At 68.4% G+C, this 26,701-nt stretch carries 22 protein-coding genes; 12 read left to right on the top strand and 10 right to left on the bottom strand.

Going from position 1 to position 26,701, the window contains the following annotated elements; genetic code table 11:
- Positions 1-7 precede the first annotated feature (7 nt).
- From J2Y49_RS15605 to J2Y49_RS15595, 3 genes are read left to right on the top strand one after another with little or no spacing between them, the layout of a single operon-like run.
- Positions 8-1,216 (top strand): MFS transporter, encoded by a 1,209-nt coding sequence (locus J2Y49_RS15605; protein ID WP_310115781.1) that lies wholly within the window; start codon positions 8-10, stop codon positions 1,214-1,216.
- On the top strand, positions 1,213-2,613 hold the full coding sequence (locus J2Y49_RS15600; RefSeq protein ID WP_310115780.1) for an amidase: 1,401 nt from the start codon (positions 1,213-1,215) through the stop codon (positions 2,611-2,613). Before J2Y49_RS15605 ends, J2Y49_RS15600 begins: the two co-directional genes overlap by 4 nt.
- The gene (locus tag J2Y49_RS15595; protein WP_310115779.1) at positions 2,610-3,350 is read left to right on the top strand and encodes a GntR family transcriptional regulator; all 741 of its coding nucleotides are present in this window, start codon (positions 2,610-2,612) and stop codon (positions 3,348-3,350) included. Before J2Y49_RS15600 ends, J2Y49_RS15595 begins: the two co-directional genes overlap by 4 nt.
- Positions 3,351-3,387: 37 nt before the next feature.
- Here the strand turns inward: J2Y49_RS15595 and J2Y49_RS15590 are convergent, their stop codons facing one another.
- Positions 3,388-4,521, bottom strand: coding sequence for a diguanylate cyclase (locus tag J2Y49_RS15590; RefSeq protein ID WP_310115778.1), 1,134 nt, complete (start codon positions 4,519-4,521; stop codon positions 3,388-3,390).
- 462 nt (positions 4,522-4,983) lie between these two features.
- Between J2Y49_RS15590 and J2Y49_RS15585 the strand changes: the two genes are divergently transcribed.
- The 3 genes from J2Y49_RS15585 to uxuA all read left to right on the top strand — a co-directional run bounded on the left by J2Y49_RS15585 (position 4,984) and on the right by uxuA (position 9,279).
- The gene (locus tag J2Y49_RS15585) at positions 4,984-6,345 is read left to right on the top strand and encodes an MFS transporter (RefSeq protein ID WP_310115777.1); all 1,362 of its coding nucleotides are present in this window, start codon (positions 4,984-4,986) and stop codon (positions 6,343-6,345) included.
- Positions 6,346-6,510: 165 nt separating this feature from the next.
- Complete coding sequence (locus J2Y49_RS15580; protein ID WP_310115776.1) at positions 6,511-8,034, top strand: mannitol dehydrogenase family protein; 1,524 nt, start codon at positions 6,511-6,513, stop codon at positions 8,032-8,034.
- 54 nt (positions 8,035-8,088) lie between these two features.
- On the top strand, positions 8,089-9,279 hold the full coding sequence (gene uxuA / locus J2Y49_RS15575) for a mannonate dehydratase (RefSeq protein ID WP_310115775.1): 1,191 nt from the start codon (positions 8,089-8,091) through the stop codon (positions 9,277-9,279).
- 67 nt (positions 9,280-9,346) lie between these two features.
- On the opposite strand, the gene J2Y49_RS15570 is transcribed toward uxuA, so the two are convergent.
- The 7 genes from J2Y49_RS15570 to J2Y49_RS15540 all read right to left on the bottom strand — a co-directional run bounded on the left by J2Y49_RS15570 (position 9,347) and on the right by J2Y49_RS15540 (position 18,480).
- Entirely contained in the window at positions 9,347-11,878 is a 2,532-nt protein-coding gene (locus J2Y49_RS15570; RefSeq protein ID WP_310115774.1) for an EAL domain-containing protein, read from the bottom strand.
- A gap of 251 nt (positions 11,879-12,129) precedes the next feature.
- Complete coding sequence (gene hydA, locus J2Y49_RS15565) at positions 12,130-13,566, bottom strand: dihydropyrimidinase (RefSeq protein WP_310115773.1); 1,437 nt, start codon at positions 13,564-13,566, stop codon at positions 12,130-12,132.
- 23 nt (positions 13,567-13,589) lie between these two features.
- The gene (locus J2Y49_RS15560; protein WP_310115772.1) at positions 13,590-14,321 is read right to left on the bottom strand and encodes an aspartate/glutamate racemase family protein; all 732 of its coding nucleotides are present in this window, start codon (positions 14,319-14,321) and stop codon (positions 13,590-13,592) included.
- A gap of 30 nt (positions 14,322-14,351) precedes the next feature.
- Positions 14,352-15,695 (bottom strand): amidohydrolase family protein, encoded by a 1,344-nt coding sequence (locus J2Y49_RS15555; RefSeq protein ID WP_310115771.1) that lies wholly within the window; start codon positions 15,693-15,695, stop codon positions 14,352-14,354.
- Complete coding sequence (locus tag J2Y49_RS15550) at positions 15,692-16,474, bottom strand: ABC transporter ATP-binding protein (protein ID WP_310115770.1); 783 nt, start codon at positions 16,472-16,474, stop codon at positions 15,692-15,694. Before J2Y49_RS15550 ends, J2Y49_RS15555 begins: the two co-directional genes overlap by 4 nt.
- 4 nt (positions 16,475-16,478) lie before the next feature.
- Positions 16,479-17,285, bottom strand: coding sequence for an ABC transporter permease (locus tag J2Y49_RS15545; RefSeq protein WP_310115769.1), 807 nt, complete (start codon positions 17,283-17,285; stop codon positions 16,479-16,481).
- A gap of 169 nt (positions 17,286-17,454) precedes the next feature.
- Positions 17,455-18,480: an ABC transporter substrate-binding protein gene (locus tag J2Y49_RS15540; protein ID WP_310115768.1), complete on the bottom strand. Its 1,026-nt coding sequence runs from the start codon at positions 18,478-18,480 to the stop codon at positions 17,455-17,457.
- 224 nt (positions 18,481-18,704) lie between these two features.
- On the opposite strand from J2Y49_RS15540, the gene J2Y49_RS15535 reads away from it, so the two are divergent.
- On the top strand, positions 18,705-19,457 hold the full coding sequence (locus J2Y49_RS15535) for a GntR family transcriptional regulator (protein ID WP_310115767.1): 753 nt from the start codon (positions 18,705-18,707) through the stop codon (positions 19,455-19,457).
- Here J2Y49_RS15535 and J2Y49_RS15530 read toward each other — a convergent pair.
- Both J2Y49_RS15530 and tkt read right to left on the bottom strand, forming a co-directional pair.
- On the bottom strand, positions 19,451-20,416 hold the full coding sequence (locus J2Y49_RS15530; RefSeq protein WP_310115766.1) for a D-2-hydroxyacid dehydrogenase: 966 nt from the start codon (positions 20,414-20,416) through the stop codon (positions 19,451-19,453). The two genes, J2Y49_RS15535 and J2Y49_RS15530, sit on opposite strands and share 7 nt — an antisense overlap.
- 39 nt (positions 20,417-20,455) lie before the next feature.
- A complete protein-coding gene (gene tkt / locus J2Y49_RS15525; protein WP_310115765.1) occupies positions 20,456-22,444 on the bottom strand; it encodes a transketolase in 1,989 nt (662 codons plus the stop codon).
- Positions 22,445-22,726: 282 nt separating this feature from the next.
- Between tkt and J2Y49_RS15520 the strand changes: the two genes are divergently transcribed.
- From J2Y49_RS15520 to J2Y49_RS15500, 5 genes are all read left to right on the top strand, one after another.
- Complete coding sequence (locus J2Y49_RS15520; protein WP_310115764.1) at positions 22,727-23,653, top strand: LysR substrate-binding domain-containing protein; 927 nt, start codon at positions 22,727-22,729, stop codon at positions 23,651-23,653.
- Positions 23,654-23,812: 159 nt separating this feature from the next.
- Positions 23,813-24,439: an acetate uptake transporter gene (locus J2Y49_RS15515; protein ID WP_310115763.1), complete on the top strand. Its 627-nt coding sequence runs from the start codon at positions 23,813-23,815 to the stop codon at positions 24,437-24,439.
- Positions 24,440-24,545: 106 nt separating this feature from the next.
- Positions 24,546-25,487 carry an AraC family transcriptional regulator gene (locus tag J2Y49_RS15510; protein WP_310115762.1) on the top strand — a complete coding sequence of 314 codons (942 nt, stop codon included), beginning with the start codon at positions 24,546-24,548 and terminating at the stop codon, positions 25,485-25,487.
- Positions 25,488-25,624: 137 nt separating this feature from the next.
- Positions 25,625-26,461 (top strand): oxidoreductase, encoded by an 837-nt coding sequence (locus tag J2Y49_RS15505; RefSeq protein ID WP_310115761.1) that lies wholly within the window; start codon positions 25,625-25,627, stop codon positions 26,459-26,461.
- A gap of 91 nt (positions 26,462-26,552) precedes the next feature.
- Positions 26,553-26,699 carry a hypothetical protein gene (locus J2Y49_RS15500; RefSeq protein ID WP_310115760.1) on the top strand — a complete coding sequence of 49 codons (147 nt, stop codon included), beginning with the start codon at positions 26,553-26,555 and terminating at the stop codon, positions 26,697-26,699.
- The last annotated feature ends 2 nt before the right edge of the window (positions 26,700-26,701 follow it).

Genomic DNA, 26,701 nt, shown 5'->3' with positions numbered 1-26,701 from the left:
TTTTGCGATGGTAGCCGAGACGGCGGCGGTGGCGCCAGCGCCGGCCGAGCCTCCGGCGATGCCGCCGCTTCTGCCGGCGCTGATCGGAATGACCGGCCTGCAGGCGCTGGTGGCCCTCGCCCTGTTCGCGCCGGGCGTTCTGGCGCCGCGCATGGGGATCGACCCGGCGGGACTGGGCCTCTTCACCACCACCGGCTTCGCGGTCGGGATGGCGGCTTCGCTCTGCGGCGGGGTTCTGGCGGGACGGTTGGGCTCCTTTCGGGTGGCCAGCTTCTGCGCGGTGGCGGTGGCCGCGGCCATGCTGTGTGCGATGACGGGGAGCGGCGCCTTGGCGCTGCTTGCGGCGGGGATCGCCATCGGACTGGCCTGCGGGCCGGAGACGCCGGCCAGCGCCGCCATCCTCGGGCGGCTGGTGCGGGAGGCCGACCGGCCGATGGTGTTCTCGGTCCGGCAGACCGGCAACCAGATCGGCGCGATGGCCGGATCGCTGACCCTGCCGCTGCTGGCCGCCGTCACCGATCCGCGCGCCGGCTATGCGGCCATCGCCGCGCTGGCGCTGATTTGCGTCCTGCCCTTCGAACGGCTGCGGACGGCCTACGATCCGCTGACCCGATCCGCCACCACCGCCTTCGGGCTGGTGTCGGCGATCCAGCTGCTGCGCGGCGACCCGGCACTGCGGCGTCTGGCGTTGGCCTCCTTTCCCTATTCGGCGAGCCAGCTGACGCTGAACGGCTTCTTCGTCGTCTTCGCGGTGGCGGAACTGGGGTTGGAGCATGTCGCCGCCGGGGTGGCGCTGGCGGCCGGGCAGGCGGGCGGGCTCGCCGGACGGCTCGGCTGGGGCGTGGTCGCCTCGCGCTGGATGGCGCCGCGCCGGCTGGTCGGGCTGCTGGGGCTGGGCATGGCGGCGGCTTCGGCGCTGGTCGCGCTGGCCGGCGCCTCCCTGCCCTTCCCGGCCCTGGCGGCGGCGACCTTCCTGTTCGGGCTGACCGCCAGCGGCTGGAACGGGGTCTTCCTGGCCGAGGTGGCGCGGCTGGCGCCGGCGGGGCGCATCGGCGAGGCGACGGGGGCGGTGATGGTCGGCGGCTTCGCCGGGCTGATCGCCGGCCCGGTCCTGCTGGTGGCCGCCGCCGCGGTCAGCACCCTGGCCACCGGCTATCTCGCGGTCAGCCTGCTGGCGGCACTGGCGGGACTGAGCCTTCTCGGAGACAAGCGATGACCCTTCCCCTTCGCGCCGTGGCCCTGGCCGAGGCCGTGCGCAAACGCCACAGCAGCGCCCGAGCCGTGACCGAAGCGGCGCTCGCCGGCATCGCCGCCGGCAATCCCGCCCTGAACGCCCTGGTCGCCGTCCATGCCGAACAGGCGCTGGCCGAGTCCGACGCGGTGGACCGCCGCCTTGCCGCCGGAGAGAATTTGCCGCTGGCCGGCGTGCCGGTGGCGGTCAAGGACACCATCTGGGTCGCCGGACGCCGCGTCACCCAGGGGTCGCGCCTGTTCGCCGATTTCCACGCCCCCGCCGACGCCATCGCTGTGGAACGGCTGCGCCGCGCCGGTGCGGTCGTCGTCGGCATGGCCAACAGCTCGGAATTCGCCTGCAAGGGCGTCACCACCAACCCGCTGTTCGGCCCGACCCGCCACCCGATGGACCCCGAACTGACCCCCGGCGGCTCCAGCGGCGGGCCGGCGGCCGCCGTTGCCGGCGGGCTGGTTCCGCTGGCGCTTGGCACCGACGCCGGCGGGTCGAGCCGCCGCCCGCCGGCCCATGTCGGCGCGGTCGGCTTCAAGCCCAGCTTCGGCGCCATCCCGTACGGCCCCGGCTTCGCCGAGCCCTTCGTCGGCATCGCCGTGATGGCCCCCATCGCCGCCGATGTCGCCGACGCCGCCCTGATGTTCGAGGCGCTGGCCGGCCCCGACCCCCGCGACCCCGACAGCGCCGCCATCGCCCCGGCGGAGGAGCGTCCGGTTTCCTCCCTGACCGTCGCCTACAGTCCGACCTTCGGCCTGGACGCTCCGGTGGACGACGACGTGCGCGAGGCGGTGGAGCGGGCGATGGAGGCGCTGGCCCACGCCGGTGCCCGCATCTTCCGCCCCGAAGGCCGGTTCCCGGATTGGCCGGCCGGCGTCACCGAAACGGCGCTGATGCCGCTGCAGCATGCCGGGCTCGCCGCGCTTTATGGCGAAGCCTTCCGCCGCGATCCCAACCTGTTCGATCCCGACATCGCCGTGCAGATCGAGCGCGGCCTGTCCTTGAGCGGGGCGGAGGTGGCGGCGGCGCAACTGCTCGGCGCAGAGGTCGGCCGCACCCTGGCCGCGCAGTTTTCTGCGGTGGACCTGATCGTCGGGCCGACCACGCCCTGCGTCGCCTGGCCGCTCCACCGGCTGGGGCCGGAAGCCATCGGCGGATTGCCGGTTCCGCCGCGGGCGCACGCGGTTTTCACGCCGCTGTTCAACCACGCCAAGGTCCCGGCGCTCAGCCTGCCCTGCGGGACGGGGCGCGGCGGGCTGCCGGTGGGCCTGCAGGTCGTCGCCCCGCGCGGGATGGATCGCCGGGTGCTGCGCTTCGCCGCTTTCGCAGAGGAAGCGCTCGCCGCAGGCGGGCCGGATTCCCAGCCATGAGCCCGACCATGACCTTCGACGATGACAGGCCGGACGATACGCCGGACACCGCTCCGCCGCGCCGACGCCGCGCGGTGCCGCCGCCGCCCTTGGCCGACATGGCCGTGGACCGGCTGCGCGACATGATCATCTATGGCGATCTGGCGCCATCGGCCCGCCTGATTGAACCGGAGCTGAGCGAGAAGCTCGGCATCTCCCGCACACCGCTGCGCGAGGCGCTGAAGCTGCTGGCGGCCGATGGGCTGGTGATGCTGCGTCCCAACCGCAACGCCATCGTCGCCCCGCTCGACGCCGCCGAACTGACCCACCTGTTCGAGGCGGAGGGCTGCATCGAGAGCTTCGCCGCCCGGCTCGCCGCCGAACGGATGACCGCCGCCGACCTGCGCCGCCTGCGCGGCTTCCAGGAAAAGATCGAGGCGCTTCAGGGGGCCGGCGCGCTGGAGGAGTATTTCGCGATCAACCAGAAGATCCACCGGCTGATCGTGTCGAGCGCCAAGAACCCGGCGCTGGTGGAGGCGCATGACCGGCTGCTCGGCCGGCTGGTGCGGGCACGCTACTTCGCGCTGGGCGCGCAAGGGCGGTGGAAGGAATCGGTGCTGGAGCACCGCGAGATCCTGTCGGCGCTGGAGGCGCGTGACGGCAAGACCGCGGAGCATCTGTTCGTCCACCATGTCGGCCGCACCGGCGAGGTCGTCGCCGCCGCCTGCGCCTCTCCCCGCGCCCGGCAGGCAGGGTGACGCGCGGGATCGGGAGACCGCCGGCAGGGGTTCGTCACTACGCCGCCGGCACCGGCATCTGGCATGGGGACCGGGCGCGGCACACGCGGTCGCGGCCGTTCGTTTTAGCACAGTAGAGCGCCACGTCCGCCGCCTTGATCAAGGTGTCGGGCCGGTCCGCATTCGGAGCCAGGGTCGACACGCCAATGCTAACGGTCACATGCAGAAGCACGCCGTCATGCTGGATGTCGCAGTCCCGGACGGCGCAGCGCAGGCGTTCGGCAAGCTGGTAGGCGCCGTCCAGCGACGTGCTGGGCAGTAAGATGGCGAATTCCTCGCCACCGAAGCGGGCGACGAGATCGCTCTGCCGCACGCCTCGTTCGAGCACGCGGCTCAACGCCACCAAGACCGCATCGCCGGCATCGTGCCCGCGGGCGTCGTTGACCTCCTTGAAATGGTCGATGTCCAGCATGAGGAGGGACAGCGACGAATCGTTGCGCACCGCTCCGGCGACGATCCGGTCGATGGCCCCGGAGAAGGCCCGGCGATTGGACAGCCCGGTCAGCGGATCGCAGAGCGCGGCGTCACGGAGCAGGCGCTCGGTATCGATGCGGCGTCGCTCGCGCGCCAGCATCGTTCCCAGCATCAGGATGCCGACCACCGTGAAGAGAGCGACCGGCAGCCCGCCATGGATGAAGGTCGGCAGCGCCACGCCCCAAGGCAGCACGAAGATTCCGAGCGTGTTGAGCGCAGAAAGGGGAGCGAGCACCAACAGCGGCCGGGCCCCCCGCCACTCGACGGTGGGCACCATCCGGGACATCAGCAGTCCGGCGGCGCCGGCCAGCAGGATGCCGGCCACACCGGGAAGCATGCCCGCACCGCCGATCGCAATGCGGCCCGTCGCAACGATGCCTGCGGCCAGGATGGCGGCCAGCGTACCGCCGAAGGGAGCGGCAAGCGCGACAGGCACCGCTTTCAGGTCCAGATAGACGCCGGGTGCCACCGGGATCGATTGCAGCATCGCCGCAACTCCTCCGGCGCCGAACAGCAAGCCCAGGCACATCTGCCGCAGCCGCGGCCGGTCACCCAGCTGGCAAAGGACGGTCCCGTAAGCGAGGGTCATCAGGGCAAGCAGGCCCAAGCCGCCGGCCAATGCCGTCATGATCGCCGTCGTGGCCTTCGCTTCCCCCACCTTGCCACCTCCCGCGCCTTGTCCGGTCTCTGTCCGGTCTCAGGCCACCATCCTCATGCGAATATTCTAATACTGTACATCGGGGTTAACCCTATCGGTCCAAGCAATCACTCGACTTGATATGTGGTCGTCCGATCTTTCGACCAGCGGCGGACTTGACGAAATGCCGCAGATGGTTCGATTGACCACCAGCCCTGTGCGCAACTACCATACCAGCAACTGGAATGGTAGTATGCAACGCCACGAACGGTACCGAAGCGGCACCGCTCCCGACGATGGCCGGACTGCTCCAGGAGACAGTGCTGAAACGCAAGAAGCCACCGCCCGATGCAGCGTGGGAGCCCGGAATGCCGGCTTCCGCGCATACCCTTCGGCGTGCCCATGTCCGATGCAGGATCGGCCATGGGTGCGGGATCGAAGCCCGGCGGCGGTGACATGCGTCCTGGCTGGAGACGCCAAATCATGAGCGAACAGATCATTGCCGACGCCGCCCCCGCGCAGTCGGCGGAGCCGGCCGGCAGGGCCGGCGCCATCGGCAAGGCCGCAGTCACGGTAAGCAAGGCGATCGGCCGCTACCGCTGGACCATCTGCGCCCTGCTCTTCTTCTCGACCACCATCAACTACATGGACCGTCAGGTCCTGGGCCTGCTGAAGTCCACGCTGATGGGCGACATGGGCTGGACCGAGTCCGATTATGGCGACATCGTCGCCGCCTTCTCGCTGGCCTACGCCTTCGGCTACATCGGCTGCGGCCGGCTGATGGACAAGATCGGCATCCGCATCGGCCTTCCGGCCGCCGTCGCCGGCTGGAGCTTCTTCGCCTGCATCCACGCCTTCATGGGCAGCGTCTTCGGCTTCAAGGTGGCGCGTGCCGGCCTGGGTCTGACCGAGGGCGGCAACTTCCCGGCCTCGATCAAGGCGGTGTCGGAGTGGTTCCCGGCCAAGGAGCGGGCGCTCGCCACCGGCATCTTCAACGCGGGTTCCAACGTCGGCGCGGTCGTGGCGCCGATCCTGGTGCCGATCCTGCTGGTCGCCTTCGGCTGGCAGGCGGCGTTCCTGGTCACCGGCGGCATCGGCTTCTTCTGGGTCATCGCCTGGCTGCTGATCTACCGCAAGCCGGAAGAGCATCCGAAGCTGACGGCCGAGGAACTGGCCTATATCCGCAGCGACCCCGTCATGCCGCAGGAAAACATCCCCTGGATCAAGCTGCTGAGCTACCGCGGCACCTGGGCGAACATCGTCGGCACCTGCTTCTCCGCTCCGGTCTGGTGGTTCTACCTGAACTGGGTTCCGGGCTTCCTGAACAAGCAGTATGGCGTCAACCTGTTCGGGGCGATGCTGCCGCTGATCATCATCTACACCATGGCAGATTTCGGCAGCGTCGGCGGCGGCTGGTTCTCCTCGCACCTGATCAAGCGCGGCATGAAGCCGCTGCGCGCCCGCAAGCTGACCTTCCTGATCTGCGGCCTGTGCGTGCTGCCGGTCTTCTTCGCCTCCACCGTGTCCAACATGTGGCTGGCCGTGCTGCTGATCGGCATCGCCGCCTCCGCCCACCAGGGCTATTCGGCCAACGTCTACACCATCGTCTCCGACACCATGCCGCGCAACGCGGTGGGTTCGGTGGTCGGCATCGGCGGCTTCTGCGCCTATTTCGTCGGCATGTTCGTGTCGATGGGCGTCGGCCGCCTGCTGGACGCCACCAACGGCAACTATCAGGTGCTGTTCGGCATCGCTTCCGTCCTCTACCTCGTCGGTCTGGCGATCATGCACTTCGTGCTGCCGAAGACCGGGTCGGGCCGCACCCCGGCCGGCATCGAGGTCTGACACGCCACCCTCTGACACGCCACCCCACGCTCCGGGGCGCCCTGCCCCGGAGTTCTTCCAAACCATCCAAGCCTGACCGAATGACGGTGCACCGGCCCCCCGCGACACTCCGCGACAGCGGAAAGACCGGGTGACCGCAGCGACCGCCGCGAACCGGAGCCCATCATGCCCGACGCGAACACCGCCCTGCTGGCGGCCCGTCCTTCACAAACCCGCCTTTCCCCCGACACCCTCCGCCGCCTGCCCCAGGCCGTCGAACGCCCCGCCTACGACCGCGACGCGGTGACGCCGGGCATCGTCCATATCGGCCTCGGCGCCTTCTGCCGCGCCCATCTCGCCACCTACACCGACGACGTGCTGGCGACCGGCGTCAAGGATTGGGGCATCGTCGGCGTCGACCCGCTGTCGCCCGCCATCCGCGACGCGCTGAAGCCGCAGGATTGCCTCTATACGCTGCTGGTGCGCGAGGGAACCCGCGACCGCCTGCGCGTGGTCGGCTCATTCATCGACGCCATGACGACCGCCGACCAGCTGGAGGAGGTGCTGGCCCTGACCTCGAAGCCGGAGATCCGCATCGTCACCCTGACGGTCACGGAGAAGGGCTATTGCCAGGATGCCGCCACCGGCTCGCTGGACGAGGCGCATCCGCTGATCCGCGCCGACCTTGCCGATCCCACGGTACCGCGCAGCGTGCCCGGCCTGCTGTGCGAAGCCATCCGCCGCCGCCGCACCGCCGGAGTGGCGCCCTTCACCGTGCTGGTCTGCGACAACCTCGCCCAGAACGGCATCAAGGTTAAGGGCATCGTCGTCCGCTACGCTGAGCTGCGCGATCCCGAGCTTGCCGCCTACATCGCGGAGCAGGTCAGCTTCCCCTGCACCATGGTCGACCGCATCACGCCGGCCACCCAGGACGCCGACCGCGCAACGGTGGAGACGGCGCTGGGCTGCGCCGACGCTTGGCCGGTGGTGACGGAGCCGTTCAAGCAGTGGGTGATCGAGGATCGCTTCCCGCTCGGCCGCCCGGCCTGGGAAAAGGCCGGCGCCATCCTGGTGGACGACGTCCACCCGTTCGAGCTGATGAAGCTGCGCTGCCTGAACGGCGCCCATTCGCTGCTGGCCTACCTGTCGGTGATCTCCGGGATCGAGACCATCGCCGACGCCATGACCGACCCGCAGCTGCCCGCCGTCATGCGCCGCATGTGGGCATCCGACCTGATCCCGACCCTGCCGCCGGTGCCCGGAACCGACATCCCCGCCTATACCGCGGCGCTGGAGGCGCGCTTCCGCAACCCCGGCATCCGCCACCGCACGATCCAGATCTCGTCGGACGGATCGCAGAAGCTGCCGCCGCGCCTGCTGGAGCCGGCACGCGAACTGTTCGCCGCCGGCAAGGTTCCGGCGGTTATCCCGCTGGCCGTCGCCGCCTGGATGCGCTTCCTGCTGGAAAAGGACGAGGCCGGCAACGCCTATGCGGTGGCCGACCCGATGGCGGCGGCGCTGACCCGCATCGCCCGCGTTCATGCCGGCGATCCCGGTGCGCTGGCGGCGGCCCTGTTCGCCGTCGAGGACATATTCGCACCGGAACTCGTCGCCGAGGCCGCCTTCCGCGATGCGGTGGTCCGCCATCTCGACAGCCTGATGACCGTCGGCGTCGCCAAGACGCTGAGCGCCTTCCTCGCCAACCCGTGAAATCGCGGTGGTCACGACCGCCGCAAGCAAACCCGTTTTTGAAAGGACCATATCATGCAGGAAACCTGGCGCTGGTTCGGCCCGGACGATCCCGTCACCCTGGAGAAGGCCCGTCAAGCCGGTGCCACCGGCATCGTCACGGCGCTGCACCACATGAATCAGGGCAGTGTCTGGACCACCGAAGAGATCATGAAGCGCCGCGCCATGGTCGAGGCCGCCGGCCTGACCTGGTCGGTGGTGGAAAGCATCGGGGTGGGCGAGGAGATCAAGACCCGCACCGGCGACTTCCGCACCAAGATCGACAATTACAAGCAGTCGATCCGCAACGTCGCCCGCGCCGGAATTCCGGTGATCTGCTACAACTTCATGGTCATCACCGACTGGAGCCGGACCAACCTGATGCACCGGCTGCCCAACGGCGGCTATGCCCTGCGCTACGACAGCGTCGATTTCGCCGCCTACGACCTGTTCGTGCTGAAGCGCCGCAACGCCGAAGCCAGCTACGATCCCGCCCACGTCGCCGCCGCCAAGGCGCGGTTCGAGGCGATGAGCGCGGAGCAGGTGGCCGAGCTGGAGCGCAATCTGATCGACTGGTTGCCGGCCCGCGACTTCGCCTATGACCGCGACAGCTTCCGCGGCATGCTGGAGCTGTACCAGGAGATCGGCGTCGAGGATCTGCGTGCCAATCTGGTCGAGTTCCTGCGCGAGATCACGCCGGTTGCGGAAGAGGAAGGGGTGCGGCTGTGCATCCACCCCGACGACCCGTCCTTCCCCATCTTCGGCCTGCCGCGCGTGATGTCCACCGCCGACGACGTGCGGGCGATGTTCGATGCGGTGCCGCAGGAGGCCTGCGGGCTGACCCTGTGCACCGGCTCCTTCGGGTCCAACCCGAAGAACGATCTGGTGGCGATGGCGAAGGAGTTCGCGCCGCGCATCCACTTCGTCCATCTGCGCAACACCACGCACGAGCCGGACGGGTCCTTCTATGAGGCCGACCATCTCGGCGGCGACACCGACCTGATCGGCGTGGCCGCGGCACTGATCGACGAGGAGGCCCGCCGCCGGCAGGCAGGCCGCGCCGACGCCCAGATCCCGATGCGTCCCGACCACGGCCATCTGCTGGGCGACGACATCGGCCAGACGATGAATCCCGGCTATTCCTTCGTCGGCCGGCTGAAGGGCCTCGCCGAACTGCGGGGCGTGATGCGGACCATCGAGGCCTTCCGCGAGAAGCGGGTGGCGTGACGGCGGGCGTGACGGTGGCGGGGGCTCTCTCCAGTGCGGGGAGAGGGGCCCCGCCGCCGAACGCGCGTCAGGGACGTTCCGCCGCGTCGGCAGGACAATACGCCCCGCTCCCCGCAGCGGTCAGTTTCAGGTCGAAGGCCTCGGCGGGAACCGGATGGCCGAGATAGCGGCCCTGGGCAAAGACGCAGCGCACCTCGCCGGCCAGCGCCTGCTGTTCCCCGGTTTCGATCCCTTCCGCGATCACCGTCAGGTTCATGCTGCGGGCCAGCGCCACGATGGCGCGCACCATCTCCTGGTTGCCGGGGTTCCGCGCTATGTCCTGCAGGATAGCCTGATCGATCTTCAGGAACTCCACCGGCAGCCGGCGCAGATGGCCCAGCGACGCATAGCCGGTACCGAAACCGCTGATGGAGAAGGCGATCCCCAGCGTCCGCAACGTCTGCATCGTCCGTGTCGTCTCATCGGACGGCGACAGCATGGCGGCCTCCGGCAGTTCCAGGATCAGCCGGTCGGGCGGGACGCCATGGCGGGCGAGGCTGCCGGCGACCTGCTCCTCGAAGCCGAAATGGCGGAGCTGCAGGGAGGACACCGGGACGGTCAGACGCAGGCCGGTGGCGCCACGGCCGCGCCAGTCCGCCAGCTGCCGGCAGGCGGCATCCAGCAGCCAGCCGCCGACCGCCACGATCAGTCCGTTCGCCTCGGCGAGATGCAGGAATTGACCGGCGGAAAGCAAACCGCGGCCGGGATGATTCCAGCGCACCTCCGCCTCGGCGCCGGCCAGCTGGCCGCTCGCGACATCGACCACCGGCTGGAGGAACAGCGCAAGCTGGCCCTTCGCCACCGCCTCGTGAAGTTCGTTCTCCAGCTGCAGATGCGCCAGGGCATCGGCATCCATCGCCGGGTCGTAGAAGGTCCAGTTGGCGGTGCCCAGGCGCTTGGCATGGTACATCGCGACGTCGGCGTTCTTCACCAGAAGCTCGGGATCGCTTCCCTGGTCGGGGGCGAAGGTGACGCCGATGCTGGCGGAGATGTGCAAGGTCTGGCCGGCGATGTGGAACGGCTCCGACAGGCAGTCGAGCAGGCGGCGGGCCACCCGCTCGGCATCCTCGCGGTCGCCGATGTCGGACAGGATCACCGTGAACTCGTCGCCGCCGATCCGGGCGATGGTTTCGGAATCGCGCAGGCAGCCGGCCATCCGCTGCGCCGCCTCGCGCAGCAGCATGTCACCGGTCTGGTGGCCCAGCGTATCGTTGACCCACTTGAAGCGGTTCAGGTCGATGAACAGCAGGGCCATCCGGTTACGCAGCCGCGATGCCCGCCGCAGCGCCTGCCGCAGCCGGTCGTAGAACAGCGGCCGGTTGGGAAGTCCGGTCAGCGCATCGTAATTGGCCTGATGCCGGATGGTCTCCTCCGCGCGGCGGCGGGCGGTGACGTCCTGAATCGCGGTGATCAGGCCCATCACGAGGCCGTCGGAATCGTGGAACGGCTCCCCCACCTCCTGAAGGTCGAGATGGCCGTCTCCTGAGCGGGTGATGCGGTATTCGATGTCGAAGCGGCTGTTCTCCGCCCAGGCGCGGCGGTAGGCCTCCTGCACCTCCATACGGTGTTCCGGCATCACCCGGTCGAGATAGAGGCCGATGGTGAGCAGGCCGGACTCGCTGGGCAGGCCGATCAGGTCGCGGAAATTGGCGGAGACCTCCAGCCGTTCCTCCGGCAGATGGACCGTGTAGGCCAGCCGGGCGACGCGCTGCGCCTGGGCCAGCCGCGCCTCGCTGAGGCGCAGCGGCTCCTGCCGCTTCAGCCGGTGCAGCACGCGCTGGAACAGGAAAAGCAACGCCAGCAGGGCCAGCGCGAAACCGGCGGCATAGGGCGCGATCAGGCGGACCAGCGTGCCGCCGGGCTGTTCCGGCTTCCAGGTCAGGATGCCGACCGGCTGTCCGGCGATGGCCTCCAGGGGCAGGCTGGCCAGCGCCGGAAGAGCGGGCGGGTCGATTGGGACCACTCGCAACCCGGCGATCCGCCGCGACTCGGCGAGCTTCGCCAATTCCCCTTCCAGCGTGGTCAGAAAGACCTGGACGGGCTGTTGCGGGTCGGGCGGCAGGGCGGCACGTCCCTCCTCATACTCGATCACGCGGGCGCCGAAGACGAAGGGCGTCTGCCCGATACGGACGATGCCGCTGACCGGCCGGCCGGCGGTCCGCGCCGCCGTCAGCACCGGCCGCAAATCCGCAGCCTCCCGGGCGGCCGCATCCAGATCGCCGCGCAGGGCGCCGTCCTTCGACGCATAGATCAGCCCGTCGCGGCCGTCCCAGGCATAGGAGCGGTCCAGCCCCCACAGGCGTTCCGCATAGGGACCGACATTGGCATTGGCCCAGACGCTGTCGAACGCGACCACCAGATGGTCGACGGCGTCGTTCCACAGGCTGTATTCCTCGGCCTTCTTCCCCATCGCGGCGCCCAGATCGGCCACTGCATCGACGATCTCCGCCTTCGTCCGCTCCGCCATTGCCGTGTCGATTCGCCGCGCCGTCTCCAGTGCCATGAACATCACGAACGCGATGGTCAGCACAACCATGGCGGCAAAAAGCAGGCCGGCCATATTGAGTCGGCGAGCATCGCCCGTAGCCCGGTCAAAGATTTCTGGAGTGCGGGGAGAGATCATGGCGAAAGTTACCGGTTTTCGAATATCACAATTATTGTGCCCTCCTTCCCGTTAATTTTCCGCTTATGAGAACAGTTCGCAGGGGACGCAGATCAATCTTAACGCGCAGCCGTCCTACTGTTGCGCGACACCTTGCCTTTCGTCATAGATCTGAGCTTCGCAATCCGGTGCGATCCGTAGGCGGACCCTTAGAATGGCAATGCCGGCGCAGGCGCCCCCTTCGGCCGGGCCGGGGCGGGCAGGCCGCAGGGCAGGAAGGCGCCGCGGCCGGGCGACGCCAGCAGGGCGCCGTCGCGGCACACCACATCGCCGCGCGACAGCGTGACCACCGGCCAACCGGTGACCTCGATGCCCTCATAGGGGGTGTAGTCGACATCGTGGTGCAGGATGCCGTTGGTGATTGTCACCTTGCGCGCGGGATCCCAGATCGCGATGTCGGCGTCCGACCCGACGGCGATGGTGCCCTTGCGCGGGTGCAGGCCATACATGCGGGCCGGGTTGGCGGCGGTCAGTTCGACGAACTTCGTCAACTCCATGCGGCCTTTCATCACGCCTTCGGAGAACAGCAGCGGCAGCCGGGTCTCCACTCCCGGAATGCCGTTGGGCACGCAGCGGAAGGGAGCCTTCTCGCCGTTCACCTTCTTGCCGCCCGGCCCGTCGAAACGGAACGGCGCATGGTCGGAGGAGAAGACCTGGAAGGTGCCGCCGGTCAGCCCGTCCCAGATCACCTTCTGGTTGGCGGCGTCGCGCGGCGGCGGGGAGCAGATGCATTTCGCACCCTCGAATCCTTCCCCGCCCAGATCGTCGGCGGTCAGGAACAGGTATTGCGGGCAGGTTTCCGCATAGATGCGCAGGCCGCGGCCCTGGGCCCAGCGGATCTGCTCCACCGCGTCGGCGCCGGAGACATGGACGATCAGGATCGGCACGTCCACCAGCTCTGCCAACGAGATGGCGCGGTGGGTCGCCTCGCGCTCCGCCACGCGGGGGCGGGAGACGCCGTGGAAGAAGGGCGCGGTCTGGCCGGCGCGTTCCAGCTTCTCGGTCAGCCAGGCGATGCAGTCGGCATTCTCCGCATGCATCATCACCATGGCGCCTTCGGAGCGCGCGATGTCCAGCACCTCCAGGATCTGGCGGTCGTTCAGCTTCAGCGCGTCATAGGTCATGTAGATCTTGAAGGAGGTGTAGCCGTCGCGGATCAGCGCCGGCAGCTCCTGCCCCAGGACCTGCTCGGTCGGGTCGGTGACGATCAGGTGGAAGGCATAGTCGATCACCGGCTTGCCCGCCGCCCGGCGGTGATAATCCTCCACCGCGGCGCGCAGCGACTGGCCCTTCTGCTGGCAGGCGAAGGGCAGCACGGTGGTGGTGCCGCCGAACGCCGCCGAGCGGGTGCCCGACAGGAAATCGTCGGCCATTACCGAAGAGTCGCCGGTCGGCTGGTCGAAATGGACATGGCCGTCGACCCCGCCCGGCAGGACCAGCAGCCCGCCGGCGTCGATCTCCGCCCGCCCGGCGGCGAGTCCGCTGCCGAGAGCAGCCACCTTGCCGTCCTTCACGCCGACATCGGCCTTGAACACGTCCGACGCGGTGGCGACCGTGCCGTTGCGGATGACCAGATCGAAGTCCATGCTCCCCTCCCCTTCCTGTCGCGTCAGCCGTGCAATTCCCGGAACAGGCTGCCCCAGCCCTGGACCCGGCGGGTATCGACGCCGGTCATGCGCAGCGCCTTCCACAGCACGGTGGACACCGTGTCGTAAACGGGGATGCCCAGCGCCTTTTCCACGCGCTCCGCCACCGGCGCGCCGCGCATGTTGGTGCAGATGATGGCGATGGCGTCCGGCTTGGCCTCCGCCACCTCCAGGCACATGCGCTCGATCCGCTCCTCGCTGATCTCGGAGAAGGAGAAGTTGCCGCGGTCGTTCAGGTGCCGTTCGGCCACCACGTCGAAGCCGGCGGCATTGTAGTTGGCGACCATTGTCCGTTGGATCTCGTCCAGATAGGGGCTGACGATGGCGATGCGCTTGCGCCCCGTCGTCTCAAGGATCTCGTTCAGCGCCAGCATGGAGGTGCAGGCGGGGATTCCCGTCTCATCCTCGATCGCCTTGCACAGCTTCACGTCGGCGTCGAAGCCGAGCCAGCCGGCCGAAGTGCCGTTCCAGCCGATCACGTTCAGCTGCGCATCGGCCAGCAGCCGGGCGGCATCGAGGAAGGGCGCATCGGTGAACTGGTCGAGCGCCGCGGCGCGCAGCGAGATCTCCTTGACGGTGAAGCGGCCGAAATGGGCGCTCACCTCCGGCAGGCCGCTCAGCATGGCGGCGGTCACCGGTTCGAGCACCGTGTTGGAGGACGGGGTCAGCATGCCCAGAAGAACGCGCTTGGTCATCTCGGGTTCGGTCTTTCTTCAGAAGTTGGATCAGGCACGCGCCCACAGGGCGCGGGCGGCCTTGTCGGCCTCAGTGCAAATCTCTTCCAGGTCGGCATGGACGGGACGGCCGCCGTCCACCAGCGTTTCGCCTTCCACCAGCACCATCTCCACATCGCCGCCGCGGCCGGTGTGGACCAGCGTTCCCAGCGGGTTGATCAGCGGGCGCAGGTGCGGCCGGCGGGCGTCGAACACCACGAGGTCGGCCGCCTTGCCGACCGCCAGCGTGCCGATCTCATCGGCCATCCCGACGGCGCGGGCGCCGCCCAGCGTCGCCATGCGGAAGACGTCGGCGGGTTGCCAGTCGGCGGTGACGCCGCCCTGGCCGATGCGTCCGGTGGCGAGCGCCCAGCGCATCGCCTCCACCATGTCGGCATGCTGGGTGTCGGTGCAGAGCGCCAGATTGACGCCCGCCGCCTTCAGTGCCGGGGTCGGCGCCAACCGGCCCGACGCGGCGTTGCATTTCGGCACATGGACGGCATGGGCGCCGGCCCGCGCCAGCCGGGCGATCTCGGCCTCGTCCACATAAAGGCAGTGGGTGGCGAGCAGCCGGTCGTTCAGCAGCCCTGTCTCCTCCAGCAGCGCCGCGGGGGTCAGGCCGGTTGCCGCCTTCACCCGCTCCACCTCCACCCGGCTTTGCGCCAGATGAGTGTTGACGCGCATGCGGCGCTCCGCCGCCGCCTCGGCCAGGGTGCGCAGGAAGGCGGGGGAGCAGGTGTCGGGCGCATGCGCCGCCATCTGCACCCGGATGCGCCCACCACGCGCCCCGTCCCAGCGGTCGTGCAGGTCGAGCGTCCGCCGCAGCAGATCCTCGCCGAGCGCCGCATCGAAGCTCCACTCTCCCTTGGGCACGCGGGCGAAATCGACGTCATGCACACGCCAGCCGGCATGGATGCGCAAGCCCAGTTCGGCCATCGCCTCCAGCGTCGCGTCGGCATGGACGAAATGGTCGCAGACCAGGGTGGAACCGGCCAGCAGCGCCTCCACCGCGCCAAGCCGGGCCAGCGCGCGGGCCTCCTCCGGCGTAGCGTCGGTGCCCTTGGGCACACCCGGCGTGTAGGACGGGGCGAAGCCGAGGTCGGCGGCGACGCCGCGAACCATCACCAGCACCGCATGCAGATGGGCGTTGACGAAGCCGGGCGTGACCAGCCGACCCGGCAGCGCCAGCGTACGCAGGGCAGACGGTGCGGGCTGTGCGGATGGTGCCAGATGGACGATCCGGCCGCCGCGGATGCCGAGCGCCGCATCCTCCATCACCCCAGCCTCATCGCCGGTTATGATGGTGGCACCGGTCAACAGCAGGTCGAGCGGTTGCGGTTGGGAAGCCTCGGTCATGCCGCGGCGACCTGCCGCTGCTGCAGGCCCTCTTCCCGGATCAGGTTCAGGATGTGGCGCTTGTGGTCGTTGAAGCGCGGGCTGGTGATGTCGCGCGGGCGCGGCAGATCCAACTCGATGCGTTCACGCAGGCGGCCCGGCCGGCTGGTCAGCACCGCCACCTGGGTGCCCAGCACCAGCGCCTCGTCCACGCTGTGGGTGACGAAGACGATGGTGCAGCGCTGCTTCTGCCAGATGGCGACCAGTTCCTCCTGCATGTCCATCTTGGTCTGGGCGTCGAGCGCGGCGAAGGGCTCGTCCATCAGGATGACCTGCGGATTCATCAGAAGGGCGCGGGCGATGCCGACGCGCTGGCTCATGCCGCCCGACAGTTCGGCCGGATAATGGTTCTCGAAGCCCTTCAGCCCGACGAGGTCGATGAACTCCTGCGCGGCGGCGCGGCGGTCGGCCTTGCGCCAGCCCTTCAGGCGCAGGTGGAAGGCGATGTTCTCCCACACCGGCAGCCAGGGCATCAGGTTGGCCTGCTGGAACACCATGCCGCGGTCGGCACCGGGGCCGTCCACCGGCTTGCCGCCGACGGTGACGGTGCCCTTGGTCGGCTTCTCGAAGCCGGCAATCATGTTCAGCAGGGTGGATTTGCCGCAGCCGGATGAGCCGAGCAGACAGAGGAACTCGTTGCGCTCCACCGTCAGGCTGACGTCGTCGATGGCCAGCAGGTCGCGCTTGCGCTTGGCGTCGCTGTAGATCTTGGTGATGTTCCGAAGTTCGATGGAGGCCATGGGGTCAGCCCTCCCGGCTCTGGAGCGTGGAGGCGTGCTGCCAGTGCAGCGCCGCCGACATCAGCAGCTTGATCAGCGCATCGGTGACGTAGCCCAGCAGCCCGATGCTGGCCATCGCGGCAAGGACGAGGTCGTAGCGCAGGAAATAGTAGCTGTCCCACAGCACGTACCCCAGCCCGCTCTTGACCGCGACCATCTCCGCCGTGACGGTCAGCATCCAGGCGGCGCCGATACCGATGCGCAGGCCGGCGAAGATGCTGGGCAGCGCCGCCGGGAACACCACATGACGCAACAGCTGCTGTTCGGTGGCGCCCATCATCGAGGCGGCGCGGATCAGGTTACGGTCGGCGGTCTTCACGCCGTGGATGGTGTTCATCAGGATCGGGAAGAAGGCGCCGAGGAAGACCAGGAAGATCGCCGGCTTGTTGGCGATGCCGAACCAGATGATCGCCACCGGGATCCAGGACACCGGCGGCACCGGGCGCAGCATCTGGATGGTCGGCTCGATGGCGCGCTCCACCCAGCTCCACCAGCCGATGGCGATGCCCAGCAACACGCCGGTCGCCACCGCAATGCCGTAGCCGGCAGCGACCCGCACCGCGCTGGACAGCGCGTCGGCCAGCCAGCGCCCGCTGTTGGCCTGCGACGTCTCGTCGAAGCCGAACACCCAGTCGGCCCAGCTGTGCAGCACGACGGAAGGCGCCGGCAGCAAGGCCGCCGGCAACAGGCCGGACCGCGACACGATCTCCCAGGCCGCGAGGATCAGGACGGGAACGACCGCGCGCTCCCAGGATTTCGACAATGCGGTCATGGACCCGCCTTTCGATGGTCGTCGGTGTGGTGTCTGAGGTGGGAGAGGCGCAATTGCCCCCACCCCGACCCTCCCCCGCTGGGCAGGGGAGGGAGTTCGTCGCGGAAGCGGCGGCAGTCCCCTCCCCCGCCCAGCGGGGGAGGGTTAGGGTGGGGGCAATGCTTAGCCCTCAGCCCCCCAGCTCGCTCCTCGGCTTCTTCGTCACCGCTTCCAGAAACCGGTAGTCGATGTTCTTCACCGCGGCGTCCGACACGTCTTTGCTGATGTATTTCAGCTCCCGCATCATCGTTGCGATGGCGACGGTGCTGTCCTTGTGGATGGCGTAGTCGGGGAAGGCGTTTTCCAGGGACGCCGCCGCGATGTCCTTGTTCAGGCCGGTGTATTTGTTGATGGTGTCGACCCACACGGTGCGGTCCGACTTCAGCTTGTCCACCAGCGCCACGACGGAGGCGACGGTGGCCTCGACCGCCTTGGGATGCTCCTTGATCACGTCGGACCGCGTGACGATCAGGTTGGTCAGGTTGCCGGCCGCCTGGTCATAGGGCAGCGCGAAATGCGCCCCGACGCCGGTGCTGCGGATCTGCGAGGCGAAGGGCTCCACCGTGCAGATCACGTCGACCTCGCCGCGCTGCAGGGCGGCGGCATGGTCGGACGGGTTGGGGATGTTGATGAACTGGACGTCCTTGTTGGCGTCGATGCCATGCTTCTGCAGGGCGCCGCGCATGTGGATGTCCTGCGCGTTCCCGCGCGATGCGGCGACGCGCAGTGGCTCGCCCTTCGCCTTGCGGGATGCCGCCAGCGCCTTCAGCCCGGCCCAGTCCCCGGCCTTCAGGTCGATGCCCTTGGCGGTGACGATCTCCGACCCGCCATTGACCTGACCGGAGATGGCGACGACGTCGAAGCCCTTGTCCAACGCGGTGACGTAGTGGAGGTAGGTGACCTGCGCCACGTCGATGCTCTTGGACACCAGCGCGGTCAGCACGTCGTTGCCGGAGTTGAAGTTGATGGCCTCGATCGAAACGCCCTTGGCCAGATCGGGCGTCAGCGCCATCGGCAGGCAATGGGCGCATTTGGCGAAGCCGAGCTTCACCGCTTCCGCATCGGCGGCCTGCGCCATCGGAGCGGCCGCTGCCAGGGCGGACAGGGCCAGCGCGGTGGCGGTGACGGCGTTCAGGGTGAGGGACCGGATCGACATGAGGCTTCGGCTCCAGATGCGGTTGCGTTTCCACCTCTGTCGCAAGCACCGTGCCAGATTGTATACAAAATCTCTATTTCGTAATTATCATTTTACTTCAGGTGCTTGAGGCGGATTTGCTGAGAAGGATCATCAACGAGGTTGCTTGCCTTATTTTTGAGCGCATGGCATCGTTTGAGCAAGAATGCCCAAGTATGCAGCAGAACAGACCCGCCGGATCGACCATGGACAGCCCTGCAAGGACCACCAACGCCCCCCTGCGCCGTGAGACGCTGCATCACTCCGCGGTGGCGGAGCTGCGGGCGATGATCCTTGAAGGGGAGCTGCCGCCCGGCCGCCGCGTGCCGGAAATGGAGTTGTGCGAACAGCTCGGCGTCTCGCGCACGCCGCTGCGCGAGGCGCTGCGCGTGCTGGCGGCCGAAGGGTTGGTGGAACTGCGCCCGCACCGCGGCGCCGTGGTGACGCCGATCGATCCCAAGGAGATCGCAGCGATCTTCCAAGTGATGGAAGCACTGGAGAGCCTCGCCGGCCGGCTCGCCTGCGACAACGGTTCGGCCGAGGCGTTCGCGGAGTTGGACCGGCTGCACGGCGAACTCGTCGCCCAATTCCAGGCGGGGGAGCGAGCGGCCTATTCCACCACCAACCGCCGCATCCATGGCTGGATCGTCGCCATGGCCGGCAATCCGGTACTGGAGGCGACCTACAAGGGTTTCGCCGCCCAGCTCAACCGGGCGCGCTCGCTGGCGAATTACGATGCCGACCGTTGGCAAGAATCGCTGGCGGAGCATGAGGCGGTCATGGATGCCCTGCGCCGCCGCGACGCCGCCGCCGCCGCAGCCCTGCTGGCCGACCACAGCCGCCGCACCGCCGATGCGGTCCTGAACACCCTGCGGCAGGGCAATGAGGCCGGCGCGGTGTCCAAGGAGGGCAACCGGTCGGTTTCCGACCACCCAGCGGACACCGCCGGCAGTCAATAGTCGCCCGTCACGAGGTTGCTGGGGGAGCCGGCGACGAAATTTTCGATGTTGTCGATCAATTGGTCGGCCAATGCCTGCTGCGCCTCGTCCGACGCCCAGCCCAGATGTGGCGTGACGATGACGTTGGGCCGCCCGGCGATGCGCATCAGCGGGCTGTCCGCCGGCGGCGGTTCGGGAAGCGTCACGTCGAAGCCGGCGCCGCCGATCAGCCCCTCGTCCAGGGCGGTCACCAGATCGTCCTCGACCACCAGACCGCCCCGCGCGGTGTTGATGATCAGCGGCTTGCGCTTCATCCGGCGGAACTCGGGCATGGCGATCATGCCGCGCGTCCCGGGTGTGAGCGGGCTGTGCAGGGTGATGATGTCGCTGGTCTCCAGCACCACGTCCCACGGGGTGTAGAGCGGCCCGAGGCCGGACTTGCCCTTGTGCGCGGCGAACAGCGGGACCATGCCGAAGGCGCGGGCGATGTCGGCGACCCGCTGACCCAGCACGCCCTCGCCGATGATGCCGAGCCGGGCGCCCTGCAGATCGTGGATCGGGTGGTTGAAGAAACAAAACTGCCCGGACTTCTGCCATTCGCCATCCAGCACATCCTGCCGGAAGGGCACGATGTTGCGGCGGAGCGCGAGCATCAGGGCGAAGGTGTGTTCCGGCACCGTGTTGATGGCATAGCCGCGGATGTTGCTCACGGCGATGCCTTGCGTCCGGCAATACTTCTTGTCGATGCAATCGGTGCCGGTGGCGGCGACGGCGATCAGCTTCAGCTGCGGCAACCGTTCCAGCAGGTCGGCTGTCAGCTGCACCTTGTTGACGATGGCGATCTCGGCACCGGCCAGACGGTCCAGCACCTGATCCGGCGTCGTTTGGGCATGTTCGACCAGCTCATGCGGGAAACCCGGCTTGCGCAGGCGGATCTGCGGGGCGAGGGTGGCGCGGTCGAGGAAGACGATCTTGCGCATCACGATGTCCTTGGTCACGAAAGGGGGGTGGCGGCGCGGTCAGAGCCGGCGCTTGACCTCGGCCACGATGTGGCCCGGAGTGATGCCGAAGCGTTCGAACAGGGCATCCACCGGGCCGGAGGCGCCGAAGCCGCTCATGCCGATGAAGCCGCCTGTTTCGCCGACATACTTGTCCCAGCCCAGCCGGACCGCCGCCTCGACGCCGACGCGCACCGTGCCGATGCCGATCACCTCCGCGCGGTAGGCGTCGTCCTGCCGGTCGAACAGTTCCCAGCAGGGCATCGACACCACGGCGGTGGGGATCCCCTCGGCCTGCAGGGTCTGGCGCGCTTCGAGCGCCAGCGCCACCTCCGAACCGGTGGCCATCAGCGTGACCAGACGCTTGCCGCCTTCCGCCTCGGCCAGCACATAGGCGCCGCGGCGCGTCAGATTTTCTGCACCGTAGGCACGGCCGGTCGGGGGCAACGCCTGCTTGGAGCAGACCAGCATGCTGGGGCCGGTCCGGTGTTCCAGCGCGATCTCCCAGCATTCGGCGGCTTCGACCGCATCGGCCGGGCGCATCACCAGGATGTTCGGCATGGCCCGGAAGGAGGCGAGGATCTCCACCGGCTGGTGGGTCGGCCCGTTCTTGCCGACCGCCAGGGAATCGTGGCTGAACACGTAGAGCGCCGGCAGCCCCATCAGCGCCGCCATGCGTAAGGTCGGCCGCTGATAGTCGGAGAAGGCGAGATAGGTGACGCTGACCGGGATGATGCCGCCATGCGCGGCCATTCCGTTGACCATCGCCCCCATCGCATGCTCGCGCACGCCGCAATGGACATAGGTGCCGGCGGGTTCCTCGGAGGTGAAGGAAATGCGACTGCGCTTGTGGTTGGTCGGTGCCTCCAGGTCGGCGCAACCGATCATCATCTCCGGCAGGATGTCGGCAAGCAGCGTGGTGATGTCGCCGGACGCCTGGATGGAGGGCTGGGCAACCCGTTCGTCGGCCATGCGCTTCTTGTAGGCGAGCAGCACGTCGCGCCAGCCGTCGGGCAACCGGCCCTCGATCACGCGGATGAACTCGGCGCGCTCCTTGTCCGGCAGGGCGGCGACGCGGTGGCGCCACGCCTCATACTCCCCACCATGGCGCGCACCGGCGGCGCGCCAGGCGGCCAGCACCTCGTCCGGCACAGAGAAGGACGGGTACGGCCAGCCGAGACTGGCGCGCGTCGCCTCCAGATCCTCCTTGAACAGGCGGGCGCTGTGGCCGCCGCGCTGGCCCTCCAGGCGCGGGATGCCGCGGGCGATCACCGTGCGGCAGGCGATCATCGACGGGCGCGGGTCCTTCTTCGCCAGCGCGATGGCCGCCGACACCGCCTCGACATCATGGCCGTCGACCTCCTGCACATGCCAGCCGGCAACGCGGAAGCGGGCGGCGACATCCTCGCTGATCGACAGCACGGTGCTGCCGTCGTCGGTGATGCTGTTGTCGTCCCAGAAGAAGATCAGCTTGCCCAGCTGCAGATGGCCGGCGAGCTGGATGACCTCCTGCCCGACACCCTCCTGCAGGCAACCGTCGCCGACGAAGGCATAAGTGTGATGGTCCACCAGGGCGGGGCCGTATTTGGCGTTCAGACAGGCTTCGGCGACCGCCATGCCGAAGGCGTTGGCGATGCCCTGGCCGAGCGGGCCGGTGGTGACCTCGATGCCCGCGTCGGGATCATATTCCGGATGGCCGGCGCAATGCGATCCGAGCTCGCGGAAATTCCTGATCTGGTCGAGGGAGATGCGCTCGTACCCCAGCAGATGCAGCAGGGAATAGAGCAGCATCGACCCATGGCCGTTCGACAGGACGAAGCGGTCGCGGTCCGGCCAGCGCGGATCGGCCGGATTGCATTTGAAGTGCTGGGTGAACAGGGCCGTGGCGATCTCCGCCATGCCCAGCGGCACGCCCTGATGCCCTTCGGTGGCGCGCTCGATGGCGTCGATGGACAGGAAGCGGATCGCATTCGCCATCAGGCGGGGGTCGACGGCTGCAGGGGGCGTCATGGGCGCAAGTCTCCTCGTCGCGTCCACCCGGCGGGACGGCGACCGATGCACGATGGCAGGGGCGATAGACGGACCGGACCGGCGGCGCGGTGGCGGCGCCCCCGTCCGGGCAATACCGGATTTACTGCCCACTCCGGCAGTTTGATCTCGGCATCGTGCCGAACCGATAAGTCGTGCCTTGGCGAGTTCTTTCGAACGGCTGCGGCGCGATGAAAGACTTGCATCACCCCGGACCATCTGACAAACGCATCGTTTGCAACAGGTCATGAATTGGATTCACCTATGACCGGCCGTCTTCCGCTGACCCAGCTACGCGCCTTCGAGGCGGCCTGCCGCCTGGGCAGCTTTGCCGCGGCGGCACAGGAACTGGCGGTCACACCCTCCGCGGTCAGCCATGCGATCCGGGAACTGGAGCGCATGCTGGGGACGGTGCTTTTCCTGCGCTCGCCGCGAAAGATCGAGCCGACGCCGGAAGGGCGGACGCTGTATCGGCACCTCACACGCGGTTTCGATCAGTTGCAGCGCGGCCTGCAGGAGATCACGACCACCGGGCCGGCGCGCATCAGGGTCCACTGCGCGCCGTCCTTCGCCGCGCAATGGCTGTCGCCGCGGCTCGGCCGCTTCCTGGGCCTCTTCCCGGCGGTGGAGTTGAAGCTGTCGGCCAGCCCGGACTATCCGCTGTTCCCATCCGAGGAATACGACCTCTCCATCGTCTATGGCGAGCCGCGCCAGTCCGACGTGGTTGCGATCCCGCTGGGGCAGGAGACGGTCTGCCCACTGTGCGCGCCGGCCATCGCGTCGCGGGTCACTGCCATCGACGATCTCCTGTCGGTCCCGCTGGTGCGCAGCGACCACAACCGGGTCACCTGGCCGATGTGGTTCGACGCCAATTCCGCCATAGCCGCCACCCCGGCGGGACCGCGCTTCGACCGCAGCTTCATGGCCATCGCCGCCGCGGTGAACGGGGTCGGCGTCGTGCTGGAATCCACCCGTCTGGCGGAGCGCGAACTGCAGAGCGGCCAATTGGTGGCCCCCTTGGAGGGACGCTCGCATAGCCTGCGGCATGTCGCGCATTGGATGGTCTGGCCGAAGGGCGCCGAACGGAAGCATGCCTTCCGCTGCTTCGTGACGTGGCTCGTCGAAGAACTCGGCGTTCCGGGGATCGATTTCGACAAGGCGGCCCCAGGCCATCGGACGCCGCCCGGTTGACGCATACGGATGCGATGGTATGTCGCTGGTATGACCACTTCATCGGCGCGCGGGAACGTGGTTTTAAAGGTGGAGGCGGGCGTTCGGTGTCCGCCCATACCCAACACCTTCTTTGCCGCGGGCGGGCTCAAGTTTGCCGCCCGCGAGACTGGAACCAGAATGTCAGTATCCGTTCTCGTCGCGAAACCGGCTTCGCCTGCCGAAGCCGGTCAGACCGTTTCCCACGCCCCGCTCAAGCACGGCAACCCGGCCGTCGTCGGGCTTGCCGGCTTCGGGTTGTCGACTCTGCTTCTGCAGTTCCACAATGTCGGCTGGGTCGACATCGGCCCGGTGGTCTGGCTCGGCCTGATCTTCGGCGGGGTGGCGCAGATGATCGCCGGCCTGCAGGAGATGAAGGCGGGCAACAATTTCGGCTACAGCGCCTTCACCTCCTACGGCTGTTTCTGGATCTCGCTGTGCCTGATCCTGATCGGCAACAAGACGGGCCTGTTCACCGTCAGCGAGACGGACATCGGCTGGTATCTGGTCGCCTGGACGCTCTACACCGCGATCATGACCATCGGCGCCATGCGGATCAGCCGGGTGCTGGGCCTGATCTTCATCACGCTGCTGACCGGCTTCGTCCTGCTGGATCTGGCCCATTTCGCCGATCACATCTTCACGGTGATCGCCGGCTACGAACTGATGGTCTGTGCCGGTCTGGCGCTGTACGGCATGGCGCACGCCGTCTTCCTCGACGTCTTCGGCCGCGACGTGCTGCCGATGGGAAAGCCCTTCCTGCGCTGAGCCACTCCTCGCTCCCCCATTCCTCGCCGATGCTTGCACGATCCTCTTGGAAGGCTGTGAGCATCGGCATCCGGACGCTAGGATGTCTGGCTGCGGATCGACCGGAATGGGAACTGCCATGTTCAAGGAGACCGAATTCTCGCTGATCCTGGACCGCGTGACCTCCGACCTGGGGGACGGCGTCCATGAAACGCAAATTCCCAGGCTGGCGGTAATCCGCGCCGGCAGCCCGACCGAACAGCTCCACACCGTCTATGAGCCCTCCGTTTGCATCGTCGCGCGCGGGGCGAAGCGCAGCATCGCCGGCGACCGGATCCTGGATTACCGGGCCGGCCAGTATCTCGCGGTGTCGCTCGACCTGCCGGTGATCGGGCAAGTGACGCAGGCGACGGCGGAGGCGCCATATCTGTGCCTGCGCCTGATGCTGGACCCGGCGCTGCTGAGCGGCCTGATCCTGGAAGCGGGATTGAAGGCGGCGCCGCAAGCCGATCAGGGGCTCGGCCTGACGACCAGCCTTGCCACGCCGGAGATGATCGACGCGGCGGCCCGGATGGCGCGTCTGCTGGAGACGCCCGACGCCATTCCAGTGCTGGCGCCGCTGGTGGAACGCGAACTGCTCTATCGGCTGCTGACCGCCGACCAGGGCAGCCTGCTGCACCGGATCGCACTCGGTGAAAGCCGCACCGCGCAGATCGGTCGGGCCGTGAAGTGGATCAAGGACAATTTCCGCGAGCCGCTGCGCATCGAGGCGGTCGCGGCCAAGGCCAACATGAGCCCGTCGGCCTTCCACCAGCATTTCAAGGAGGTCACGGCGCTCAGCCCGCTCCAATACCAAAAGCAATTGCGCCTGCAGGAGGCGCGGCGGCTGATCCTGGCCAATCTGGCCGATGCCGCCAGCGTCGGGTTCGCCGTGGGTTACGGCAGCCCGTCGCAGTTCAGCCGCGAATATGCCCGCCTGTTCGGGTTGCCGCCCATCCGCGACGCCGCCCGCCTGCGCGCCTCCATGACCGGCGGCGACGCCGGCGCCCGGCAGGCCGCGCGGGCCTGAGGGATTTCTCCCGGTTCCGGAGGATCAGGCAATCCTGCCGGACCTCTGGTCTACCGGGTGCGCACCACCCGCCCCTATCCTCTCTTCATCGGGACCGCAGCGGACAGCGGGTCCTCCAGTGAAGATGGGAGACGGACATGAGCAAGGTTTGGTTCATCACCGGCAGCGCGCGCGGCATCGGGGCGGAGATTGCGAAGGCGGCGCTGGCCGCCGGCGACCGGGTGGTCGCCACCGGCCGCAAGCTCGCCCAGCTGCAGACGGCCTATGCCGGCCATGGCGACCGCGTGCTGACGGTGGCGCTCGACGTCGCCGACGAGGCGCAGGCGGTTGCGGCGGTGCAGGCGGCGGTCGACCGCTTCGGGCGCATCGACGTGCTGGTCAACAATGCGGGCTTCGGCCAGCTCGGCCGGTTCGAGGAGATCGAAGCGGCGGACATTGAGCGGCAGTTCACCACCAACGTGTTCGGCCTGTTCCACGTCACCCGCGCCGTCCTGCCGGTGATGCGCCGTCAGCGGTCGGGCCGCATCCTGAACCTGTCCTCCATCGGCGGGGTCCTGGGCTTTGCCGGCGCCTCGGTCTATTGCTCGACGAAATTCGCGGTGGAAGGCTTCTCGGACTCGCTGGCGCTGGAGGTGGCGCCCTTCGGCATCCACGTCACAGTGGTCGAGCCCGGCTTCTTCCGCACCGACTTCCTCGACGGCAGCTCGGTTCGCTACGGCACCAGGGAGATCGCCGATTACGCCGCCCACTCCGCCGAGCAGCGGTCGACCTACGACAGCTACAGCCGCAGGCAGCCGGGTGACCCGGTGAAGCTGGCCGCCGCAATGGTCGAACTTGCCGAAACGCCCGAACCGCCCCGCCACTTCCTGGCCGGCTCCGATGCGCTCGCGATGGCCGACGGCGTGATCGAGCAGCGCCGTGCCGAGATCGCCGCCTGGCGGGACCGCTCGGCTGGAACCGACTTCGCAGCCTGACAGCGTGGGGACCGGGGGCGGTCACTCCGCCCCCGGCCCCTCCCGCCTGGAGAATCAGGCAAGAAATACCGTTACGACAGGAGATGCCGCCATGCTCTGCATCGGGATCGTTGCCGCGTCGCTCGGCCTGCTTCTGCTGGTCGGCAGCGACCGCAGCTTCCAAATTCATACGCGCCATGAGGCGCACCAACCGACCGCCAGCCCCTACCGCCCGCGAGGAGAGGAGTTGCTGGGATGAAG

This window comes from Azospirillum sp. BE72 (assembly GCF_031455875.1).
In the GTDB taxonomy this organism is placed as follows: Bacteria; Pseudomonadota; Alphaproteobacteria; order Azospirillales; family Azospirillaceae; genus Azospirillum.
This window is presented reverse-complemented; position numbering and strand designations above follow the sequence as displayed.

Coding starts and splice junctions, on each gene's coding strand:
- J2Y49_RS15605 (WP_310115781.1), top strand. CDS start 8: ATGGTAGCCGAGACGGCGGCGGTGGCGCCAGCGCCGGCCGAGCCTCCG.
- J2Y49_RS15600 (WP_310115780.1), top strand. CDS start 1,213: ATGACCCTTCCCCTTCGCGCCGTGGCCCTGGCCGAGGCCGTGCGCAAA.
- J2Y49_RS15595 (WP_310115779.1), top strand. CDS start 2,610: ATGAGCCCGACCATGACCTTCGACGATGACAGGCCGGACGATACGCCG.
- J2Y49_RS15585 (WP_310115777.1), top strand. CDS start 4,984: ATGAGCGAACAGATCATTGCCGACGCCGCCCCCGCGCAGTCGGCGGAG.
- J2Y49_RS15580 (WP_310115776.1), top strand. CDS start 6,511: ATGCCCGACGCGAACACCGCCCTGCTGGCGGCCCGTCCTTCACAAACC.
- uxuA (WP_310115775.1), top strand. CDS start 8,089: ATGCAGGAAACCTGGCGCTGGTTCGGCCCGGACGATCCCGTCACCCTG.
- J2Y49_RS15570 (WP_310115774.1), bottom strand. CDS start 11,878: ATGGCCGGCCTGCTTTTTGCCGCCATGGTTGTGCTGACCATCGCGTTC.
- hydA (WP_310115773.1), bottom strand. CDS start 13,566: ATGGACTTCGATCTGGTCATCCGCAACGGCACGGTCGCCACCGCGTCG.
- J2Y49_RS15560 (WP_310115772.1), bottom strand. CDS start 14,321: ATGACCAAGCGCGTTCTTCTGGGCATGCTGACCCCGTCCTCCAACACG.
- J2Y49_RS15555 (WP_310115771.1), bottom strand. CDS start 15,695: ATGACCGAGGCTTCCCAACCGCAACCGCTCGACCTGCTGTTGACCGGT.
- J2Y49_RS15550 (WP_310115770.1), bottom strand. CDS start 16,474: ATGGCCTCCATCGAACTTCGGAACATCACCAAGATCTACAGCGACGCC.
- J2Y49_RS15545 (WP_310115769.1), bottom strand. CDS start 17,285: ATGACCGCATTGTCGAAATCCTGGGAGCGCGCGGTCGTTCCCGTCCTG.
- J2Y49_RS15540 (WP_310115768.1), bottom strand. CDS start 18,480: ATGTCGATCCGGTCCCTCACCCTGAACGCCGTCACCGCCACCGCGCTG.
- J2Y49_RS15535 (WP_310115767.1), top strand. CDS start 18,705: ATGGACAGCCCTGCAAGGACCACCAACGCCCCCCTGCGCCGTGAGACG.
- J2Y49_RS15530 (WP_310115766.1), bottom strand. CDS start 20,416: ATGCGCAAGATCGTCTTCCTCGACCGCGCCACCCTCGCCCCGCAGATC.
- tkt (WP_310115765.1), bottom strand. CDS start 22,444: ATGACGCCCCCTGCAGCCGTCGACCCCCGCCTGATGGCGAATGCGATC.
- J2Y49_RS15520 (WP_310115764.1), top strand. CDS start 22,727: ATGACCGGCCGTCTTCCGCTGACCCAGCTACGCGCCTTCGAGGCGGCC.
- J2Y49_RS15515 (WP_310115763.1), top strand. CDS start 23,813: ATGTCAGTATCCGTTCTCGTCGCGAAACCGGCTTCGCCTGCCGAAGCC.
- J2Y49_RS15510 (WP_310115762.1), top strand. CDS start 24,546: ATGGGAACTGCCATGTTCAAGGAGACCGAATTCTCGCTGATCCTGGAC.
- J2Y49_RS15505 (WP_310115761.1), top strand. CDS start 25,625: ATGAGCAAGGTTTGGTTCATCACCGGCAGCGCGCGCGGCATCGGGGCG.
- J2Y49_RS15500 (WP_310115760.1), top strand. CDS start 26,553: ATGCTCTGCATCGGGATCGTTGCCGCGTCGCTCGGCCTGCTTCTGCTG.